Origin of the sequence: Streptomyces sp. CC0208 (genome assembly GCF_003443735.1) — a bacterium.
GTDB lineage: Bacteria > Actinomycetota > Actinomycetes > Streptomycetales > Streptomycetaceae > Streptomyces > Streptomyces sviceus.
This window is the reverse complement of the sequence record NZ_CP031969.1, coordinates 5,024,612-5,043,147: the sequence shown is the minus strand read 5'-3', so window position 1 is coordinate 5,043,147 and position 18,536 is coordinate 5,024,612. Positions and strand designations below refer to the sequence as shown.

Genomic DNA, 18,536 nt, shown 5'->3' with positions numbered 1-18,536 from the left:
GGGCGGGGCCCGCGGGGTCGAGCCGGAGCGGTCGTACTGGATCGAGCTCAGGGCCGGCGCAACTCCCCCTTCACCACCTTCCCGCTCGCGTTCCGCGGCAGCGTCGCCACGAACTCCACCGTCCTCGGCACCTTGTAGTTCGCCATCTCCCGGCGGGCCCAGGCGATCAGGTCGTCGGCGGTCAGGACCGTGTTCGGGCGGCGGACCACATAGGCCCTGCCGACCTCGCCGAGCCGTGCGTCGGGCACGCCGACGACCGCCACGTCGGCCACCGCCGGGTGCAGGCCGATCAGTTGCTCGATCTCCGCCGGGTACGCGTTGAAGCCGCCGACGATGAACATGTCCTTCAGCCGGTCGGTGATGCGCAGGTTTCCGGAGGCATCCAGGACTCCCACGTCCCCCGTGCGCAGCCAGCCGTCCTCGGTCACCGCCTCCGCGGTGGCCGCCGCGTCCTCGTAGTAGCCGCGCATCACGTTGAAGCCGCGGACCAGGACCTCGCCGGGCTCCCCGGGCGGCGCCTGCACCCGCACCTCCGTCCCGGGGATGGCCCGGCCGGAGGTCGACGCGATCACCGGCAGCGGGTCGCCCTGCCTGCACATCGTCACGATGCCGCTCGCCTCCGAGAGGCCGTACGCGGTCAGGACGGTCTCCACGCCCAGCTCGCCGTGGAGTTGCTCGACCAGACGCAACGGCACCACCGCTGCGCCCGTCACCACCAGGCGCAGCGCGGACAGGTCGTGGGCATCGCGTGCCGGATGGTCGAGGAGCGACTGGTGGAGGGTCGGCGGGCCGGGCAGCACAGAGACCCGTTCCGCCGCGATGTTCGCCAGCACGGTGTCCACGTCGAACACCGGCTGCGGGATCATCGTCGCGCCCCGCATCAGACAGGCGATCACCCCGGCCTTGTAACCGAAGGTGTGGAAGAAGGGGTTGACGATCAGATAGCGGTCGCCGTGCCGCAACCCGGCCAGGTCGCACCAGACCTCGTACGCCCGCAGCGTCTGCTCGTGGGTGATCACCGCACCCTTGGGGCGCCCGGTCGTCCCCGAGGTGAAGACGATGTCCGAGGGCCGGTCCGGGGTCACGGAGTCCGCGCGTGCCCGCACCTCGGCCGCCCCGACCCCGTCCCCGCTCGCCAGGAAGTCCTTCCAGGTGCGGTAGTCGGCGGGGGCGTCGTCCGACAGCACCACCACCTGCTCCAGGTCCGGCAGCCCGGGCCCCTGCGCGACCGCCCTGCGCAGGGACGCCACGTACGAGGTGCCGAGGAAGGTCCCGGTGACGAACAGCAGCCGGGTCCCGCTCCTGCGCAGCACGTCGGCGGCCTCGGTGCCCTTGAAGCGGGTGTTGAGGGGCACCAGGACCGCGCCCACCGACACCGCGCCCAGCGCCGAGACCATCCAGTCCAGGGAGTTGGGGGCCCAGACGGCCACCCGGTCGCCCGCCTGCACGCCGTTCGCGAGGCAGGCCGCGGCCGCCCGCTCCACACGGGCGCCCAACTCGGCGTACGTGACCCGGTTCCGGCCCTCCACGACCGCCTCCGTGCCGGCGTACCGCTCCGCCGCCCAGCCGACCAGCTCCGGGATGCTGCGCCACTCCACATCGGCCTCCCCGAAAGCGGAAACACATTAGCTGACTGCCCGTCAGATTAGCTGTAGCCTGACGGGCTGTCAGCAGGCCTCACAGTGTGCGGAGGTGCGTGCAACGTGACTCTCAAGGACGCCACGGCGATCGTCGGCATCGGACGGACCCCCTTCGCCAAACACCTCGCCGAGGACGAGCGGACCCTGGCCTGCCGGGCCGTGCTCGCCGCCCTCGACGACGCAGGGATCGCCCCGGGCGAGGTCGACGCCCTGGCCTCGTACACCATGGAGGAGACGGACGAGGTCGAGCTGGCGAAGGCCGTCGGCCTCGGCGACCTCACCTTCTTCAGCAAGGTCGGCTACGGCGGCGGCGGTTCGTGTGCGACGGTCGCCCATCTCGCGGCGGCGATCGCGAGCGGCCAGGCCACGGTCGGCGTCGCCTGGCGCTCCCGCAAACGCGGCTCGGGCCCCCGCCCCTGGACGAACACCACCGTCCAACTGCCCACCCCCGCCCAGTGGACGAGACCCTTCGGCCTGCTCCGCCCCGCCGACGAGATAGCCATGCTCACCCGCCGCTACATGCACGAGTACGGCGCCACCCGCGACCACCTCTTCAACGTCGCCCTCGCCTGCCGCAACCGCGCCAACCAGAATCCCGCCGCGATCATGTACGACCGCCCCCTGACCCGCGAGATGTACATGACCTCCCGCTGGATCAGCGAGCCCCTGTGCCTCTTCGACAACTGCCTGGAGACCGACGGGGCGTTGGCCTGTGTGCTGGTCAGCCGGGAACGCGCCCGGGACTGCCCGAGCACCCCCGTCTACGTCCACTCCGCCGCCCAGGGCCTGCCCGCCCAGCACCACGGCATGGTCAACTACTGGAACGACGACCCGCTCACCGGACCCGCCTGGACCGCCGCCCGGCATCTGTGGAAGCACGCCGACTTCACCCCGCAGGACGTCGACGTGGCCCAGATCTACGACGCGTTCACCTCCCTCGTCCCGCTCTCCCTGGAGGGCTACGGCTTCTGCGGCCGCGGAGAGGGCGGCGCCTTCACGGAGGGCGGCGCCCTGGAGATCGGCGGACGGCTTCCGATCAACACCGGCGGCGGGGGGCTGTCGGAGGCCTACGTGCACGGCTTCAACCTCATCGACGAGGGCGTACGGCAGCTGCGCGGGACCAGCACCGCTCAGGTGCCGGACGCCGCGACCTGCCTCGTGACCGCCGGCGAGGGCGTTCCCACCTCCGCCCTGCTGCTGACCAACAGGAGCTGACATGCTCGAACCGGTGAAGGACGCCACGGGCACCCCCTTCTGGCAGTACGCCGCCCGGGGCGAACTGCGCGTCCAGGCCTGCGCCGACTGCGGCGAACTCCGCTTCCCGCCCCGCCCCTGCTGCCCGCACTGCCAGTCCTTCGAGGACGAGTGGCGACCGGTCTCCGGGCGCGGCCGCATCTGGTCCTACGTCGTCCCCCACCCGCCCCTGCTGCCCGACTACGCGGCCCAGGCGCCGTACAACGTGATCGTGGTCGAACTGGAGGAGGCTCCCCGGATCCGCCTGGTCGGCAATCTGGTCGCCGCGGCCGGGGCCGCCCTCAACTCCCTTGATCCGGGACGGATCCGCATCGGCGCCCGGGTGCACGTGGTGTTCTCCGACGGGCTTCCGCAGTGGGTGCCGGCGTGAGCGGCCTGCGCGTCACCGCCGACAAGGACACCGGCGTCGCCGTCGTCACCCTCGACCGGCCGCACCGGCTGAACGCCGTCGATCTGGAGATGCGGGACGAACTCGTCGCCGCCTGGCGGGAGTTGCGCTTCGACGACTCCGTCCGGGCCGTGGTCCTGACCGGTGCCGGAGAACGGGCCTTCTGCACCGGCCTCGACCGGGACGCCGAGGTCGTGCAGCCCGGCTCCCCCTACATGGCGGACGACCCGCTGCTCCAGGTCGGACCCAAGTCCAACGATCTCTGGAAGCCGGTCGTCGCGGCGGTGAACGGGATGGCCTGCGGGGGCGCCTTCTACCTCCTCGGCGAGTGCGACTTCCTCGTCGCCGACCCCGCCGCCACCTTCTTCGACCCGCACACCACCTACGGCATGGTCAGCGCCTACGAGTCGGTGCTCATGGCGCAGCTCATGCCGCACGGGGAAGCCGCTCGCACGGCGCTGATGGGGACGGCGGAACGGCTCTCCGCCGAGCGCGCCCACGCCATCGGGCTCGTCACCGAACTCACCGGTCCCGGCGGGGCGTTGGCGGCCGCGACCGCCGCCGCCGGGATCATCGCCGGGTATCCGCCGGAAGGGGTGCAGGGCACGGTCCGGGCACTCTGGGCCGCCAAGGAGGCCGCCGTGCAGCGGGGCTTCGCACAGGCGCCGCATCTCATCGCGCTCGGGAACCTGCCGCCGGACCGGCAGGCCGAACTGTTCCGTTCCCGGCAGACCGGATTCAGGTTGCGTTAGCAATTTCGATGTCCTGTACAGGCGTATGCTCACCCCATGGTTGAACACCGCATGGTCGACGTGAACGGCATACGGCTGCACATCGCGGAGGAGGGCGAGGGGCCGCTCGTCGTGCTGCTGCACGGCTTCCCGGAGTCCTGGCACTCCTGGCGCCACCAGTTCGGCCCGCTGGCCGCCGCCGGGTTCCGGGTGGTCGCGCCCGACCAGCGCGGATACGGCGCCAGTGACCATCCCGAGGACGTGTCGGCGTACAGCATCCTCCACCTGGTCGGCGATGTCGTCGGGCTCGTCCACGCGCTGGGCGAGGAGCGGGCGTTCGTCGTCGGGCACGACTGGGGAGCGCCGGTCGCGTGGCACACCGCGCTGCTGCGGCCCGACGTGGTGCGCGGGGTGGCGGGGCTGAGCGTGCCGCCGCCGTTCCGGGGTGAGCGGCCGCCTCTCCAGACCATGCAGGAGCGGTTCGGCGGCCACTTCTACTGGAACTACTTCAACCTGCCCGGGGCCGCCGACGCCGAGTTCGGCGCCGACCCCCGTTCCGCGCTGCGCAGGCTGCTGGTCGGCGCTTCGGGCGACGGCGAGGGCGGCGGACGCTACGAGCAGGCGCTGGTGACCGACCTGGAGCGCGGCTGGCTCGCGGACATGCCCGAGCCGGAGGTGCTCCCCGGCTGGCTCACCGAACAGGACCTCGACGAACTCACCGAGAGCTACGCCAAGGGCTTCACCGGCGCCCTCAACTGGTACCGCAACCTGGACCGCAACTGGGAGCTGACCGCGCCCTGGCACGGCGCGAGGGTCACCCCGCCCGCCCTGTACATGTACGGCGACCGGGACCTGGTCCCGGCGTTCCCTGGCACCCCGGAACTGATCGAGCGCCTGCCCGAGTTGATGCCCAACCTCGTCCGGGACCCGGTCCTGCTGCCGGGCTGCGGCCACTGGACCCAGCAGGAGCGGCCGGACGAGGTGAACGCGGCCCTCGTCGACTTCCTGACCGGGCTGCGGGACTGACGGTCAGCGCACCAGGTCGGCTTCCGGCTCGACCCGGCAGTGGTCGAGCTTCGCGATGACGGCCCCACCCGCCTTCACCTGGACGTTCGAGGTGCCCCTCGCGGGCACCGAGATCTGCTTGACCTCGGAGTCCAGCGTCCGGCCGGTCGCGTCCTGGAAGGCGAACTCGACCTCGAAGGTGGCCCGGCGGCTGTTCGGGTTGGTCACCTCGACCGTCGCGTAGGGAGTCGCCTCGGTCGCGCAGCTCACCACCAGCGCGGTGCCGTCCTGGAGCGCGGAGCTGCGGCGGGTGCTGGTGGTGCGGGGCGTGTAACTGTCGTGGTTCTGGCGGGAGCTGCTGCACCCTCCGCCGCTGTCGCTGCTGTGGCTCTTGCTCTTGTGCCGCCCGCCGCTCTTGTGCCCGGTGGAGAACCCCGTCAGCGACAGGACCACCAGCACCGACACAGCCGTGAACTTGAGAACGCGCCCCCGTGTATGCATGGGACCACTCTAACGGCGGAACGCTAGGTGGTCCGGGCCGTCCCCGTCCCCTTCTCCGCGTCCAGCGCGTACACGCACCGGTCCTTGCTGCACGCGTACACGACTCCGTCCTTGACCACCGGCGAGCCGGTGATCTCCCCGCCGGTCGCGAGCTTCCAGCGCAGGCGTCCGTCGTCGGCCTTCAGGGTGTAGAGCAGATGGTCCGTGGACCCGAAGTGGATACGGCCCTCGGCGACCGCGGGCGCCCCCACGATGTCCCCGCCCGCCTGGAACCGCCACTTCGGCGTGCCCGTGACGGCGTCCAGCGTGTACAGGCCCTTGCCGCTGCCCACATGGACATGTCCGCCGGCCACCAGCACCGGCTCGATCGAGGACCGGGCCTCCGTGGCGATGCGCCAGCGGTCGCGGCCGTCGGTCGCGTCGAGGGCGTACACCGTGCCGAGGTAGTCGGCGAGGTACACCCCGCCGCCCGTCACCGCGGCCCCCGGCACGAAGGTCGGCGGGCACAGGAAGACCGCTGGGGCCTCGAAGTGCCAGCGCACCCGTCCGCTCGCCACGTCGAGGGCCATGACCCGCGTCCCGGCCGAGATGTACACGAACCCGTCGTGGGCCTGGGCCACCCGGACCGGCACACCGCCGCAGGAGGCCGCGTCACCGATGGGGAACGCCCAGCGCTCCTTGCCGGTGCGGGCGTCCAGGGCCCGCAGGCGGCCCTCCTGCCAGACGTAGACCGTGCCCTCGTGGAGCGCGGGTCCGGCCTCGGGGGACTCGAAGTCCGTCTGGCAGCCGGCGACCTCCCACAGCTTCTGCCCGCCCGAGGCGTCCCACGCCTGGACGCCACCGCCGCGCGTGCCGGTGATGACCGTGCCGCGCTCGGCCTTGAGGGAGTACACCCAGGCGTCCGTGCTGATCCGCCACTGGTCGGCGCCCTCGCGGGCGTCGAGGGCGAAGAGGGTGGGGCCGTCGGAGGCGTGGATACGGCCGTCCGCGACCGCCATCGACCAGGCCACGTCCCGCGTCTTGAAGCGGCGGCGGCCGGTGCCGACGTCCAGGGCGTGCACCTCGAAGGAGGTGACGTAGACGAGGTCCCCGGCGACGGCCGGGGTGCCCCACACGTCGTTGGACATGCGGAACCGCCAGGGCCGCCAGCCGGCCGCGTTCTCCGGCGGCACGGGCGGGGGTGCCGGTACGGCCGGGCCCACGGCGGCGTCGGTGCCGTTGACGCCGGGGCGCGGCCGGGACCAGGAGGCGACCAGGCCGGCCTCCGGCGGGGGCGCCTTCACAGCGGCGGCCCGGGCGTCGGCGACGCGCGGTCCTGGCCCGATGGGCACCTGGGCGCCGGCGAGGCGGACGGGGCCGGTGTCGGGGGCGCCCACCGGGACGGGGGCGGGCGGCGCCGGGTCGTAGGAGGGCGGCGGCGGTACGGCGGCGGGGCGGCCGCCTGCGCTGCGGGCACCGCCGGGCTGCGTGGGCGCGGGGCGCCCGCCGCGCCGCGTCTCGATCATGGTGACGGCCTTCTCGGGCAGCCACGCCGACGCCGTACCGCTGTCGTCGGAGCCGGAGCCGAAGAGATGCGGGGCCAGCTGGGCCTGGAGGTCGGCCGGGTTGGGACGCCCGGTGGCCTCCATCTGCATACAGGACTCGATCAGCGGACGCAGCTCGTCCGGGAGGCCTTCGAGGTCGGGGCCCTCGCGCAGCAGCATGAAGACCGTCTCGACCGGGTTGGCGCCGTGGAAGGGCGGGTGGCCGGTGGCGGCGAAGACCAGCATGGAACCGAGCGAGAAGACGTCGCTCGCGCCGGTGACACTGCGGGAGTCCTTCGCCTGCTCGGGGGACATGTAGGCGGGGGTGCCGACGGCGACGTTCGTCATCGTCAAACGGGTGTTCGAGACGCCGGACGCGATACCGAAGTCGATCACCCGGGGGCCGTCCTCGACCACGAGGACGTTGGAGGGCTTGAGGTCACGGTGGACCAGCCCGGCGCCGTGGATGGACTGGAGGGCCTCGGCGACGCCCGCCGCGAGCCAGCGCACCGCCTGGGCCGGGAGCGGCCCGCACTCGTTCACTATCTCCTCGAGGGAGGGCGCGGGGACGTACGCGGTGGCCAGCCACGGAACGGCGGCGCGCGGGTCGGCGTCGACCACGGCCGCCGTGTAGAACCCGGAGACCGCCCGGGCCGCCTCCACCTCGCGGGTGAAGCGGACGCGGAAGAGCTGGTCCTCGGCGAGCTCCGTCCGGACCGTCTTGATCGCCACGCGCCGGCCCGACGCCGAGCGCGCGAGATAGACCAGCCCCATGCCGCCGGCACCGAGCCGTCCCAGCACCTCGAACGGCCCGATCCTGCGCGGATCGTGCTGCGTCAGCTGATCCACCACTCTGCCTGCCACCTCCCCGTACAAGCCGCGCCACCACATATGTACGCGACCCCGTGCAGCGTCTCACCACCGCACCGCCATGGCGGCACGCGACCCTGATTCTTCCTGGCCGGAGGCCTGGTGGCGAACCCGGGGTCAAATGGGGTGTCTCATATGAAAGCGGAACTTCTACCGCTCCAATGGTTCCAGGATGGCGAACGACGCCCCCTGATTGTCGGTGACGACGGCCACTTTTCCGTACGACGTCTCGAATGGCGGCGCCTGGACCCGTCCGCCGAGCCGGGCGACCGTCCCGAGCACGCTCTCGCAGTCCTCGACAGCGAAGTGCACGAGGAAGTGGGGCGGCATCTCGGCGGGGAAGACGTCGAAGACGGCGGCGCGGCCGAAGTCGGGGTGGGCCCCGGCTCCGAAGAGGGCGTCGTGGAAGAGCCCGCCGTAGAAGGTGTTGGCGGCCTCGGTGTCGCGCGCGTACAGCTCGGCCCAGGCGAAGGTGCCGGGCTCGTGCCGGGCGCCGAAGCCGGGGTGGCTGCCCGGCTCCCAGAGCCCGAAGACGGCCCCCTCCGGGTCGGTGACCAGCGCGGACGTGCCCAGCTCTCCGACCGGCACGGGCGCGGTGACGACCTGTCCGCCGGCCGCCCAGATCCGGTCGGCGAGGTTCTCGATGTCCGGGGTGGCGAAGTGGACCGTCCACACGGTGGGCATGCGGCCGTCCGTCTTGTGGGCGAGGGCGGCGACGGGGCGGCCCTTGTGGTGGGCCCACACCACACCCCCGTTCGCGTCCGGCCGGTCCTGGAAGGTCCACCCGAAGAGCTCACCGTAGAACCGCTTCCCGGCGGCCACGTCGGGCAGCTGCGCGTCCACCCAGCAGGGGACGCCCTCGCCATATCCCGTTCCGTCTGCGGATGCCCTGTTTTCGGCCATACCGTCAAAGTAACGGCGACGCACGCACCCCGCAGGACCAGGCACACCCGTCTCCCGAGCCTCGCGCACCCCATTTGCAGTCGGCCGAATCGCGCTCCGATCACCCCTCGGTAAGCTGACGGCATGACAGGACAAGTGCGTACCGTCGACGGCCGCGTGGCCGGCCGGCGTGGGCAGGCGACCCGGCAGAAGCTGCTCGACTGCCTCAGCGAGATGCTCAGCTCCTCCCCTTACCGGGACGTCAAAGTCATCGATGTCGCCCGGAAGGCGGGCACTTCACCCGCGACCTTCTACCAGTACTTCCCGGACGTCGAAGGCGCCGTCCTGGAGGTCGCCGAGCAAATGGCCACGGAAGGCGGCCAGTTGACGAAGTTGCTCGACGGCCGGTCGTGGGTCGGCAAGGCGGGCTGGCAGACCGCGCAGGAACTCGTGGACGGTTTCCTGGAGTTCTGGCGCAAGAACGACGCGATTCTGCGCGTGGTCGACCTCGGGGCCGCCGAGGGCGACAAGCGCTTCTACAAGATCCGCATGAAGATCCTCAATTCGGTGAACAACTCCCTCGCGGACGCGGTCGCCGAGCTCCAGTCCAAGGGCAGGGTCGACAAGGACGTCAACCCGGCGGCGGTCGCCGGTTCGCTCGTCGCGATGCTCGCGGCGGTGGCCTCGCACCAGAAGGGCTTTCAGTCCTGGGGCGTCAAGCAGGCCGAACTCAAGCCGAATCTGGCGCTGTTGGTGCACCTGGGCGTGACGGGCAAGAAGCCGACGAAGTAGCGTCCCTGTTTCGAGTCCTGTCTGGCGGGCGGCCGTTCACAAGGGTGGACGGCCGCCCGTCGTGCGTCCGGGATCACCTGCGGACGATCCTGAAGAGCCGTATCTCCCGCTCGACGCGCGCCTGGTAGGTGGCGTACGGCGGCCAGAACGCCAGCGCGGTCTTCCATACGGCCGCCCGCTCCTCCCCCGTCAGCAAAGTCGCCGTGACCGGGATGTCCGCGCCCTTCCAGCTGACCTCGGCGTCGGGGTGGGCGAGGAGGTTGGCGGTCCAGGCGGGGTGGCCCTCGCGGCCGAAGTTGGAGCCGATGAGGATCCAGGTACGGCCGGGCTCCTCGGGCATGCAGGCGAGCGGGGTCCGCCGGGGCAGCCCGCTGCGCGCCCCCGTCGAGGTGAGGACGACCCCGGGCAGCATCTGCGCGCTGAGCAGGACCCTCCCCCGGGTGATCCGGTGCACGGCCCGGTCCAGGGCCGGGATGACATGGGGCGCGACCTTGGCGAAACCGCGTGTGGACGACACCCTCTGGACGATCCGTTCCCCGATCACACCGTCACCTCCGCCCGCTCGAAGAGTTGTGCCGCGTCGGCGGCGTGCGCCCGCAGCCGGTGCGCCGGCCCGAAGAGCAGTTCGTCGGCGGCGGCGCGCTTGAAGTACCGCTGTGCCTCGTGCTCCCAGGTGAACCCGATGCCCCCGTGCAGCTGAATCCCCTCGGCGGCGGCGGTCCGCAGGGCTTCGAGGGCCTGGGCGAGAGCCAGCCCTCCGACCCGCTGCTCCTCGTGCACGGCGGCCCAGGCGGCGAAGTAGGCCGCGGAACGGGCCGCTTGGAGCTGGACGTACACATCGGCGAGCCGGTGCTTGACCGCCTGGAACGACCCGATCGCCCGTCCGAACTGCTCCCGCTGCCCGACGTACTCGACGGTCGTCTCCAGCGCCCGGTCGGCCGCCCCGACGGCCTCGCAGGCGAGGACGGCGGCCGCGGTGTCCCCGGTGCGGGCCAGCGCCCCGAGCACATCGGCCCCGTCCTCGGCACCGAGCAGTTCGGCCTCGACGTCACGGAGTTGGACACGGCCCTGGGGTCGGGTGGCGTCGAGAGCGGTCAGCCGGGTGCGGACGAGCCCCGGAGCGTCCCCGGCCACGAGGAAGAGAAGGATCCGGGACCGGGCGAACCCCCCGGCATGGGCGGCCACCAGAAGAAGATCGGCACTGTGCCCGTCGAGAACCTGATCGACCTGCCCATAGAGCCGCCAGCCACCGCGGGGGGCCGGGGCGGCTCCCGTCCCACCGGAGGTGGTGTCCTCCCTGGGCGGACCGCTGACCGGCCGGGCCTGGACCCCGCCCGCTCGTCCGCCGCCGGCCCAGTCGCCCCGGTTGTCGTCGGTCAGGGCGAGGGCTGTGCCGGGTGGCACGGCCAGGGTTGCCGTCAGGGAGCCTGACGCGATGCGGGGCAGCAGGTCCGCGCGTTGGGCGTCCGTGCCCAGGGCCAGTACCAGGGGGGCCACGAGGACCGACGTGCCCAGCAGGGGGGTGGCCGCCAGTACCCGGCCCGTCTCCTCGCAGGCCAGCGCCAGCTCGGTGGCCGAGCATCCCACCCCGCCGTACCGCTCGGGAAGCGCCAGCCCGGGCAGTCCCAGCTGCCGCGCGAGGGCCGTCCACAGCTCAGGGTCGTAGCCGGCCGGTGTGTCGGCCGCGCTTCTCGACTCCCCGGGCCCGCACCGCCTCCGCAGCAGTTCCCGCAACGCGAGCCGGATCCCGTCCTGTTCGGCGGTGAAGCGAGCGTCCATGGCTCTTCCTCTTCCCTCCCGATCTGACGGTCCGTCATATTAGGAGCGCCCGCACCAGATGCCCAGAGGCAGGAGCCCGTCATGCCCACCGGGAGCCGGAAAGTCGCGATCACCGGCGTGGCCCTGGCCGACTGCGGCCGCGTGGACGGCACCACCCCCTACGCCCTGCACGCCCAGGCAGCCCGCCGCGCCCTCGCCGACGCGGGCCTGGACCGCGAACTGGTCGACGGCCTGGCCTCGGCCGGCACCGGCACCCTCGCCCCCGCCGAGATCGCCGAGTACCTGGGCCTGCGCCCCACCTGGGTCGACTCGACCTCGGTCGGCGGCTCCACCTGGGAGGTCATGGCGGCCCACGCGGCCGACGCGATCGCCGCCGGACACGCGAACGCCGTCCTGCTCGTCTACGGCTCCACGGCCCGCGCCGACATCAAGGAGGGCCGCCGCACCGGCACCCTGTCCTTCGGCGCCCGCGGCCCGCTCCAGTTCGAGGTGCCGTACGGGCACACCCTGATCGCCAAGTACGCCATGGCGGCCCGCCGCCACATGATCGAACACGGCACGACCATCGAGCAGTTGGCGCAGATCGCGGTCCAGGCCCGCGCGAACGCCGCCCTCAACCCCGAGGCGATGTTCCGCGACCCGATCACCGTCGACGACGTCCTCTCCGGCCCGATGATCGCGGACCCCTTCACCAAGCTGCACTGCTGCATCCGCTCCGACGGCGGCGCGGCGGTGCTGCTCGTGGCCGAGGAGTACGTACGCGACTGCCGTACCGCGCCCGTCTGGGTGCTCGGCACCGGGGAGTTCGTCTCGCACGTCAGCATGTCCGAGTGGCCCGACTTTACGGTGTCCCCGGCGGCGGTGAGCGGGCGGCTGGCCTTCGAGCGGGCGGGCGTCCGGCCCGAGGAGATCGAACTCGCCGAGATCTACGACGCGTTCACCTACATGACGCTGGTGACGCTGGAGGACCTCGGGTTCTGCGGGAAGGGCGAGGGAGGTTCCTTCGTGGAGAAGGGCCGGCTGCGGGTCGAGGGCGGCGACCTGCCGGTGAACACGGACGGCGGCGGCCTGTCCGCCCAACACCCGGGCATGCGGGGCCTGTTCCTGCTGGTGGAAGGCGTACGGCAGCTGCGCGGGGAGGCCGGCGCACGGCAGGTGCGGCGCCCGGACGGGTCGGCGCCGGGGCTGGCGGTGGCGTCCGGGACGGGCGGCTGGTTCTGCTCGTCGGGGACGGTGGTGCTGGGGCGTTAGGGCACGACCCTGATGCTCGCCCGGTCGTCGGACGCGCCGGAGTCCCGGCGGCCCACGTCCCACGTCCCACTGTCCGCCCAGTTGCTGTAGTCGCCGTCGACCTCGCAGGTCAGATGCGCGGAGTCGCCCTCGCAGGGGCCGTACTTCTTCAGCCGGACCACGTCCCGCCCGTCGGGGGTCACCTCCACGGTGAGCCGGCGGACCCCCGGGCCCGTTCCCGTCCTCGGCCGTCACGGAGAAGGGCATCTTGCGCCAACTGCCGTACCGGACAAGCGATTCACCGACCGTCTCTCCCTCGGGTGTGCGAAGTACCCTGCACTGTATGGCCCTGACTCGTGAGCAACGTGAACAGTTCCTGGCCGAGCCCCATGTCGCCGCGCTGGCGGTCGACGCGGGAGAGGGGCGCGCACCGCTCGTGCTGCCGATCTGGTACCAGTACACGCCCGGTGGTGATGTCTGGATCATGACCGGGCGCGACTCCCGCAAGCACGAGCTGATCCGGAAGGCCGGCCGCTTCTCCCTGCTGGTCGAGCGCGTCGAGCCCACCATCCGGTACGTCTCCGTGGAGGGGCCGGTCGTCGACACCCGGCCGGGCACCGTGGAAGACCTCCGGGAAGTCTCCGCCCGCTACCTGCCGACCGAGAAGGTGGACGGGTATGTGGAGTTCGCCTCGAAGACGGCGAGCAGGTGATCCTCCGGATGCGGCCCGAAAGGTGGCTGACGTCCGACCTCGGTACCGTCTGAGGCATGGCAACGGATCTTCACGAACTGCTCAGGTCGCTGCGGGTGTGGGACCCGGAGGTCACCTCGCTGCCCTCCTTCGACCCCGCGACCGCGCCCGCGACCCCACTGGAACTCTTCACCACCTGGTTCGCTGAGGCGGTGGCCGCCGGGCAGACCGAGCCGCACACCATGTCCCTCGCGACGGCGGACGCGGAAGGCCGGCCCGACGTCCGCACCGTGATGCTGCACGGCGCGGACGAGGACGGCTGGGCCTTCGCGAGCCACTCCCACAGCCGCAAGGGAGGACACCTGTCGGTACGGCCGTACGCCGCCCTCGGCTTCTACTGGCCGGTCCTCGGCCGGCAGGTGCGGGTGAAGGGTCCGGTGACCGCCGCGCCCTCCGCGGAGGGACAGGCCGACCTGCACGCCCGCTCGACCGGCGCGCTGGCCGCCGCGCTCACCGGACGGCAGAGCGAAGTGCTGGGCTCGCTCGGGGAGTTGGCGCGGGTGTCCGAGGAGGCCTGGGAGCGGGCGCAGCGGGAGCCGGAGGTGCCGGTCCCCTCCTGGACCCTGTACCGACTGCTTGCGGACGAGGTGGAGTTCTTCCAGGGAGACGAGCGCAGGCGGCACATCCGGCTCACCTACCGTCGCGCGGGTCAGGGTTGGGCTCAGGAACTGCTCTGGCCCTGAAAGTCGTACACCGCGAAGTCCGCCACCGGGCGGTAACCGATGCGCTGGTAGAGGCCGTTGCTGGTCGGGTTGGCCAGGTCGGTGAAGAGCAGCACCTCGCCCGCGCCCCGCTCCCGGGCCAGCCTGCTCACCTCGACCGTGGCGGCACCGGCGTACCCGCGGCCCCGGAGACCGGCCGGGGTGTAGACGGGCGCCACCCGGATCTGGCCGGCGATCGGCGGGGTGAGGCCTGCCATGGAGACTGGGGTGCCGTCGGGGGTCTCCCAGAGGGTGACGCCGCCGTAGGCGAGGCGGGCGTCGGCCCAGGACTCGGCGCGCACGGAGTCGATCTCGCTCTCTCCGATGTCCCGGGCGAACTCCCCGAACCAGCGCACCAGCAGGTCCCGGTCGCCCTCCCCCGCGATCCTCGGCCGCCCCTGCGGCACCGGCTCCGGCTCGGTCAGCGTGTCCAGCCGGTACAGCCGCTGGCGCTGATACGGCACGGCCTCGGCCCCGGTCCGGCGCCGCCACGCCTCGGCGAATCCCGCCGCGGTCGCGGCCTCGGCGCTGACACCGGGGACGGCATGGCCCAGGGACGTCAGATGGGCGGCGAGGGATTCGGTCCGGGCGGGGGTCAGGGGCGTCAGATACAGCCGGTACGGCGGTGTCCGGAAGTAGGCACCCCGGACGCTCCCGCCCTCCTCCAGCAGCCCGAAGAGGGGCGCCTCGTCGCCGTACGCATGGAGCCCGCGGGTGCGCAGGCCCTCGGTCACGGTGAGGACGACGGTGTGCAGGTCCGGGCGGGAGCGCAGGAAGTCACCGGCGCGGGTGAGGAACTCGTCGAGGTATTCGGTGGAGTGCCAGGCTGTGGGAGGCATGTCTCATGATCCTGCGCGCGGGCGCCGGACGCCTCCGAATTACGACGGCTCCGGGTCCGTCGCCAGTCGGGCGTGCAGGTGGATGTCCCGGAACGCGTCGTGCCGCCCCGCCTCGAACATCGCGCCCCGCAGCGTGCCCTCGTAGCGGAAGCCGCAGCGTTCGGCGACGGTGCAGGAGGCCCCGTGGCCGAGGGCGTGACCCAGTTCCAGCCGGTGCAGGCCGAGGTCGGTGAGGGCCCACTGGGCGCCGAGGCGGAGGGCGCCGGTGGCCACCCCGTGGCCGCGCGCCTCGGGGAGCACCCAGTAGCCGACGCGGGCGTTGCGGAACACGTGGTCGATGACGTTGATGCCGAGGTGTCCGAGCGTCGTACCGCTCGACTCGTCCGTGATCCGGTACGACACGCTCGTGCCCTGCGCCGCCTGTTCCGCCCTGCGTCGTATGTCGGCCCGGGCGCCGTCGAGGTCGTGGATCAGGGTGAGAGGCGTGTTCCAGCGCCCGAACTCGGGGTCCAGCGCGCCGCGCAGCCAGTCCTGGGCCTGGGTGTCGCAGTCCGCGTCCCACGCGCACAGGCGCAGGCCGTGGCCGTGCAGCGGGGTGAAGGGGCGGATGAGGTGCTGATCGTCGACGTCGGTCATCCGCCCATTCAAACCGCCCCGGACGTCCCGCGCGGCCTGAATTTCGCTCCCCGGTCCGAGAAGACCACCTCCAGGTCCAGCCCGGCCCGCAGGTCCTCACCGGCACAACCGACGACCTCCGTCACCACCAACGGATCCCCAGCAAGTCCGACGCCCCTCACACACCCCCAACCACCCCTGCCCGCCCCGCGCGCCCCGAATTTCGGCACCCCCTCCGGGAAGACCGCCCCCAGGATCAGCCCGCACCACAGGCCCTCACAGACACAACCGACCGCCCCCGTCACCACCCACAGAACCCCAGCAAGGCCGACACCCCTCACACACCCCCCACCGCCACAGACCCCCCGCACGGCCGGAATTTCGGCACCCCGTCCGGGAAGACCGCCTCCAGGTACAGCCCGGCCCGCAGGGCCTCGTGCGCGCAGTCGACGATCTCCGTCATCATCCGGGGGCCCTCGGCGAGGTCGACGACGGCGGCGACGTAAGGGGTGCGGTCCTTGAAGGGCGGCAGGTCGTTGCGGTGGACGACGGACCAGGTGTGGAGCGTGGCACGGCCGGTGGCCGCGGACCAGGTGACGTCCTCGCTCCAGCAGCGCGGGCAGAACTCACGGGGGTAGTGGTGGACCCGGTCGCAGGTCCCGCAGTGCCTGAGCAGCAGGACGCCCCGCGCCGCCGCGTCCCAGTAGGTCCGCGTGAAGGCGTCCGCCTCCGGCAGGTCGTACCGCGCGCCCATCAGAACCAGCCCAACGCGGCGTCCAGCGACCACGTCTGCCAGGACATCGCGAACAGGGCCACGAGCGAGATGAGGGCCATCATCGAGTTCTGCCCCTGTTCCGCCCAGTCGTGGATCATGAGGGTGAAGTAGAGGACGTTCAGGAGCAGGCCGCCGACCAGGGCGAGCGGGGTCAGGAAGCCGAGGATCAGGCCCGCGCCGAGGGCGAGTTCGGCGTACGCGACGACGTACGCCATGGTCTTGGGGCGGGGCGCGACCAGCACGTCGAAGCCGCTGCGGACCGGGGTCCAGCGGTGCTTGGCGGCGATGTCCGCGGCCCAGGTGATGCCGCCGCCCTCGAACCACGTCCTCTTGTCCTTGTGCCGCCAGCTCTCCAGCCACCACAGCCCGAGTCCGATGCGCAGGACGGCCAGCCACTGCGCGCCGGTCAGCCAGATCGTGTCCATGAAATCTGACGGTACGTCAGATCGCTGGTTCCGGGAAGCCTGTGCGTCAGCCGTGAAGCTGCGCATCCTCCATGAATGACGCTGGATTGTTGGCAATTTTGTCCGCACTCTGGCTACGTTCGCAGACGTCAGCAGATACCGCCGAGGGAGCGAACCGTGAAGCACAGGGCAGTCAGGCGCAGGAGCGTCGTGTTGGGGATCGGCGCGACGGCGGGTGCCATGGCGGCAGGAGGCCTCGCCCTCAACGCCAACGCGTCGACCGGCAGCACCTCGACGTCCAGGGACGACGGCCTCGTCTTCGACCCGGACGCCTGGAGGAAACTGACGACGACCGTCACCGACACGCAGGGCACCGAACACGAGGTCACCTACCACTTCTGGAAGGCGGTCACCTACGTCTCCAAGCCGGTCGACGCGACCTACCAGTCCCTGATCGTCAGCGCCCCCGTCGAGATCGACGGCACCGCGGTCGACGCGAGCAACGCCCCCATCCTGCTCGCCAACTCCGTCGGCGGGTACATGCCGTCCTCCGTGACGGACGCCACCGGCGTCGGCGCCGGAGGCATGGGCGGGGGCGGCGGTGCCCCCGGCGGCAGCCCCACCGGCACTGCCGCGCCGAGCGCCTCGGCCGCCTCCAACGCCAACGCCAACACCAACGCGACCGGTGGCGCGACCTCCAGCAACCAGCTCCTCGCGCTGGCCGCCGGGTACGTCGTGATCGAGCCCGGCGCCCGTGGCCGTACGCTCAAGAACTCCTCGGGCGAGTACTACGGCACCGCTCCCGCCGCGATCGTCGACCTCAAGGCGGCCGTGCGGTACATCAAGTCCAACAAGGGCCGTATCCCCGGCGATGTCGAGCGGATCGTCTCCGCCGGCACCAGCGCGGGCGGTGCCCTGTCCTCGCTGCTCGGCGCGTCCGGCGACAGCCCGGTCTACGACAGGCTCCTCAAGGAGATCGGCGCGGCCGACGCCTCCGACGCGATCTTCGCGGTCGGCGCCTGGTGCCCGATCACCGACCTGGAGCACGCCGACGGCGCCTACGAGTGGAACTGGGGAACCAACACCCTCGCCACCGGCAAGCAGGTCGACCAGGCCGTGTCCAAGGAGCTTCAGTCGCAGTTCGCCGAGTACCAGGCGTCCCTGAAACTGCGCGGCCTGAACGGCTTCGGCGCCCTGACCGCCCGCAACTACGACGAGTACCTGGTCAAGCAGTACCTGGAGCCCTCGGCGACCACCTACCTGGCCGCCCTGTCGGACTCCGACCGGGAGACCTACCTCGCCGCGAACACCTTCATCACCTGGAAGAACGGCAAGGCCACCTTCACCTGGGCCGACTTCCTCACCCACGTCGGCGCCCGCAAGAAGACCACCCCGGCCTTCGACGCCTTCGACCTCTCCACCGGCGAGAACAACCTGTTCGGCGCGGGCACCACCCAGAACCGCCACTTCACGGCCTACGGCGCCAAGAACGACACCACCGGGCTCACCTCCAAGCGGGTCGCGAGCGACATCCCCGAGAAGCTGCACCTGATGAACCCGATGCACCACCTCGTGGAGAAGGTCAACGGGCGCCGCTCGAAGCACTGGTGGATCCGCCTCGGCACCAACGACACCGACACCTCGCACGTCATCTCCGCCAACCTCGCGGCGGCCGCGAAGGGCCTGGGCGACGAGGTCAACCACCTCTACTACTGGGACCAGGGGCACGGCGCCAACACCGACCCGGGCGACTTCATCACCTGGATCGCCGAGGTCACGGGGTACCGGAAGGCCGGCAGGACCAAGTAACCCCCACGAACGCGGCCCCCGGTTTCCCGTCGGTTTCCGGCCGCCGC

At 71.8% G+C, this 18,536-nt stretch carries 19 protein-coding genes and 1 pseudogene; 9 read left to right on the top strand and 11 right to left on the bottom strand.

The window, feature by feature from the left end; genetic code table 11:
- Positions 1 to 47: 47 nt before the first annotated feature.
- On the bottom strand, positions 48 to 1,598 hold the full coding sequence (locus tag D1369_RS23225; protein WP_007382756.1) for a FadD3 family acyl-CoA ligase: 1,551 nt from the start codon (positions 1,596 to 1,598) through the stop codon (positions 48 to 50).
- A gap of 105 nt (positions 1,599 to 1,703) precedes the next feature.
- Here D1369_RS23225 and D1369_RS23220 point away from each other — a divergent pair, with 105 nt between their 5' ends.
- Genes D1369_RS23220 through D1369_RS23205 form a run of 4 tightly spaced genes read left to right on the top strand, consistent with a single transcriptional unit; the run spans position 1,704 to position 5,039 of the window.
- The gene (locus D1369_RS23220) at positions 1,704 to 2,855 is read left to right on the top strand and encodes a lipid-transfer protein (RefSeq protein WP_007382757.1); all 1,152 of its coding nucleotides are present in this window, start codon (positions 1,704 to 1,706) and stop codon (positions 2,853 to 2,855) included.
- Between the two features lies 1 nt (position 2,856).
- Complete coding sequence (locus D1369_RS23215; RefSeq protein WP_007382758.1) at positions 2,857 to 3,264, top strand: Zn-ribbon domain-containing OB-fold protein; 408 nt, start codon at positions 2,857 to 2,859, stop codon at positions 3,262 to 3,264.
- Positions 3,249 to 4,034: an enoyl-CoA hydratase/isomerase family protein gene (locus D1369_RS23210; protein WP_007382759.1), complete on the top strand. Its 786-nt coding sequence runs from the start codon at positions 3,249 to 3,251 to the stop codon at positions 4,032 to 4,034. The genes D1369_RS23215 and D1369_RS23210 overlap by 16 nt, the downstream gene beginning before the upstream one ends.
- Positions 4,035 to 4,070: 36 nt before the next feature.
- Complete coding sequence (locus D1369_RS23205) at positions 4,071 to 5,039, top strand: alpha/beta hydrolase (protein WP_007382760.1); 969 nt, start codon at positions 4,071 to 4,073, stop codon at positions 5,037 to 5,039.
- A 3-nt stretch (positions 5,040 to 5,042) separates the two neighbouring features.
- Here D1369_RS23205 and D1369_RS23200 read toward each other — a convergent pair whose 3' ends face one another.
- The 3 genes from D1369_RS23200 to D1369_RS23185 form a co-directional block, all read right to left on the bottom strand.
- Positions 5,043 to 5,519, bottom strand: a complete 477-nt coding sequence (locus tag D1369_RS23200) for a hypothetical protein (RefSeq protein ID WP_007382761.1) — start codon at positions 5,517 to 5,519, stop codon at positions 5,043 to 5,045.
- 23 nt (positions 5,520 to 5,542) lie between these two features.
- Positions 5,543 to 7,894: a serine/threonine-protein kinase gene (locus tag D1369_RS23195; protein ID WP_118082591.1), complete on the bottom strand. Its 2,352-nt coding sequence runs from the start codon at positions 7,892 to 7,894 to the stop codon at positions 5,543 to 5,545.
- Positions 7,895 to 8,062: 168 nt separating this feature from the next.
- Positions 8,063 to 8,815, bottom strand: a complete 753-nt coding sequence (locus D1369_RS23185) for a VOC family protein (RefSeq protein ID WP_063649618.1) — start codon at positions 8,813 to 8,815, stop codon at positions 8,063 to 8,065.
- A 123-nt stretch (positions 8,816 to 8,938) separates the two neighbouring features.
- Here D1369_RS23185 and D1369_RS23180 point away from each other — a divergent pair, with 123 nt between their 5' ends.
- Positions 8,939 to 9,586, top strand: a complete 648-nt coding sequence (locus tag D1369_RS23180; protein ID WP_162951032.1) for a TetR family transcriptional regulator — start codon at positions 8,939 to 8,941, stop codon at positions 9,584 to 9,586.
- Positions 9,587 to 9,659: 73 nt separating this feature from the next.
- Here D1369_RS23180 and D1369_RS23175 read toward each other — a convergent pair whose 3' ends face one another.
- Together D1369_RS23175 and D1369_RS23170 are read right to left on the bottom strand one after the other, a co-directional pair.
- Positions 9,660 to 10,130, bottom strand: coding sequence for a nitroreductase/quinone reductase family protein (locus D1369_RS23175; protein WP_007382766.1), 471 nt, complete (start codon positions 10,128 to 10,130; stop codon positions 9,660 to 9,662).
- Positions 10,127 to 11,365 carry an acyl-CoA dehydrogenase family protein gene (locus D1369_RS23170; protein WP_007382767.1) on the bottom strand — a complete coding sequence of 413 codons (1,239 nt, stop codon included), beginning with the start codon at positions 11,363 to 11,365 and terminating at the stop codon, positions 10,127 to 10,129. The genes D1369_RS23175 and D1369_RS23170 overlap by 4 nt, the downstream gene beginning before the upstream one ends.
- 81 nt (positions 11,366 to 11,446) lie before the next feature.
- Here D1369_RS23170 and D1369_RS23165 point away from each other — a divergent pair, with 81 nt between their 5' ends.
- Entirely contained in the window at positions 11,447 to 12,616 is a 1,170-nt protein-coding gene (locus D1369_RS23165; RefSeq protein WP_007382768.1) for a thiolase, read from the top strand.
- Here D1369_RS23165 and D1369_RS23160 read toward each other — a convergent pair.
- The gene (locus tag D1369_RS23160; protein WP_158680135.1) at positions 12,613 to 12,798 is read right to left on the bottom strand and encodes a hypothetical protein; all 186 of its coding nucleotides are present in this window, start codon (positions 12,796 to 12,798) and stop codon (positions 12,613 to 12,615) included. The genes D1369_RS23165 and D1369_RS23160 overlap by 4 nt on opposite strands.
- A gap of 140 nt (positions 12,799 to 12,938) precedes the next feature.
- Between D1369_RS23160 and D1369_RS23155 the strand changes: the two are divergent.
- Together D1369_RS23155 and D1369_RS23150 are read left to right on the top strand one after the other, a co-directional pair.
- Positions 12,939 to 13,360: pseudogene (locus tag D1369_RS23155) on the top strand (pyridoxamine 5'-phosphate oxidase family protein).
- Positions 13,361 to 13,363: 3 nt separating this feature from the next.
- Positions 13,364 to 14,029: a pyridoxal 5'-phosphate synthase gene (locus D1369_RS23150; RefSeq protein ID WP_007382771.1), complete on the top strand. Its 666-nt coding sequence runs from the start codon at positions 13,364 to 13,366 to the stop codon at positions 14,027 to 14,029.
- Here D1369_RS23150 and D1369_RS23145 read toward each other — a convergent pair.
- The 4 genes from D1369_RS23145 to D1369_RS23125 form a co-directional block, all read right to left on the bottom strand.
- Positions 14,008 to 14,886, bottom strand: a complete 879-nt coding sequence (locus D1369_RS23145; protein WP_007382772.1) for a GNAT family N-acetyltransferase — start codon at positions 14,884 to 14,886, stop codon at positions 14,008 to 14,010. The two genes, D1369_RS23150 and D1369_RS23145, sit on opposite strands and share 22 nt — an antisense overlap.
- 39 nt (positions 14,887 to 14,925) lie before the next feature.
- Positions 14,926 to 15,522, bottom strand: a complete 597-nt coding sequence (locus D1369_RS23140; protein ID WP_007382773.1) for a GNAT family N-acetyltransferase — start codon at positions 15,520 to 15,522, stop codon at positions 14,926 to 14,928.
- Positions 15,523 to 15,838: 316 nt separating this feature from the next.
- On the bottom strand, positions 15,839 to 16,255 hold the full coding sequence (locus D1369_RS23130; RefSeq protein ID WP_037900495.1) for an OB-fold domain-containing protein: 417 nt from the start codon (positions 16,253 to 16,255) through the stop codon (positions 15,839 to 15,841).
- Entirely contained in the window at positions 16,255 to 16,701 is a 447-nt protein-coding gene (locus tag D1369_RS23125; protein WP_007382776.1) for a DoxX family membrane protein, read from the bottom strand. The genes D1369_RS23130 and D1369_RS23125 overlap by 1 nt, the downstream gene beginning before the upstream one ends.
- Positions 16,702 to 16,893: 192 nt before the next feature.
- Here D1369_RS23125 and D1369_RS23120 point away from each other — a divergent pair, with 192 nt between their 5' ends.
- On the top strand, positions 16,894 to 18,489 hold the full coding sequence (locus D1369_RS23120; RefSeq protein WP_037900497.1) for a subtype B tannase: 1,596 nt from the start codon (positions 16,894 to 16,896) through the stop codon (positions 18,487 to 18,489).
- The last annotated feature ends 47 nt before the right edge of the window (positions 18,490 to 18,536 follow it).

Excerpts from the sequence above, each read along its gene's own strand:
- D1369_RS23215 (WP_007382758.1), top strand. The coding sequence starts at position 2,857 with ATGCTCGAACCGGTGAAGGACGCCACGGGCACCCCCTTCTGGCAGTAC.
- D1369_RS23205 (WP_007382760.1), top strand. The coding sequence starts at position 4,071 with ATGGTTGAACACCGCATGGTCGACGTGAACGGCATACGGCTGCACATC.
- D1369_RS23200 (WP_007382761.1), bottom strand. The coding sequence starts at position 5,519 with ATGCATACACGGGGGCGCGTTCTCAAGTTCACGGCTGTGTCGGTGCTG.
- D1369_RS23185 (WP_063649618.1), bottom strand. The coding sequence starts at position 8,815 with ATGGCCGAAAACAGGGCATCCGCAGACGGAACGGGATATGGCGAGGGC.
- D1369_RS23180 (WP_162951032.1), top strand. The coding sequence starts at position 8,939 with ATGACAGGACAAGTGCGTACCGTCGACGGCCGCGTGGCCGGCCGGCGT.
- D1369_RS23170 (WP_007382767.1), bottom strand. The coding sequence starts at position 11,365 with ATGGACGCTCGCTTCACCGCCGAACAGGACGGGATCCGGCTCGCGTTG.
- D1369_RS23165 (WP_007382768.1), top strand. The coding sequence starts at position 11,447 with ATGCCCACCGGGAGCCGGAAAGTCGCGATCACCGGCGTGGCCCTGGCC.
- D1369_RS23150 (WP_007382771.1), top strand. The coding sequence starts at position 13,364 with ATGGCAACGGATCTTCACGAACTGCTCAGGTCGCTGCGGGTGTGGGAC.
- D1369_RS23145 (WP_007382772.1), bottom strand. The coding sequence starts at position 14,886 with ATGCCTCCCACAGCCTGGCACTCCACCGAATACCTCGACGAGTTCCTC.
- D1369_RS23140 (WP_007382773.1), bottom strand. The coding sequence starts at position 15,522 with ATGACCGACGTCGACGATCAGCACCTCATCCGCCCCTTCACCCCGCTG.
- D1369_RS23130 (WP_037900495.1), bottom strand. The coding sequence starts at position 16,255 with ATGGGCGCGCGGTACGACCTGCCGGAGGCGGACGCCTTCACGCGGACC.
- D1369_RS23125 (WP_007382776.1), bottom strand. The coding sequence starts at position 16,701 with ATGGACACGATCTGGCTGACCGGCGCGCAGTGGCTGGCCGTCCTGCGC.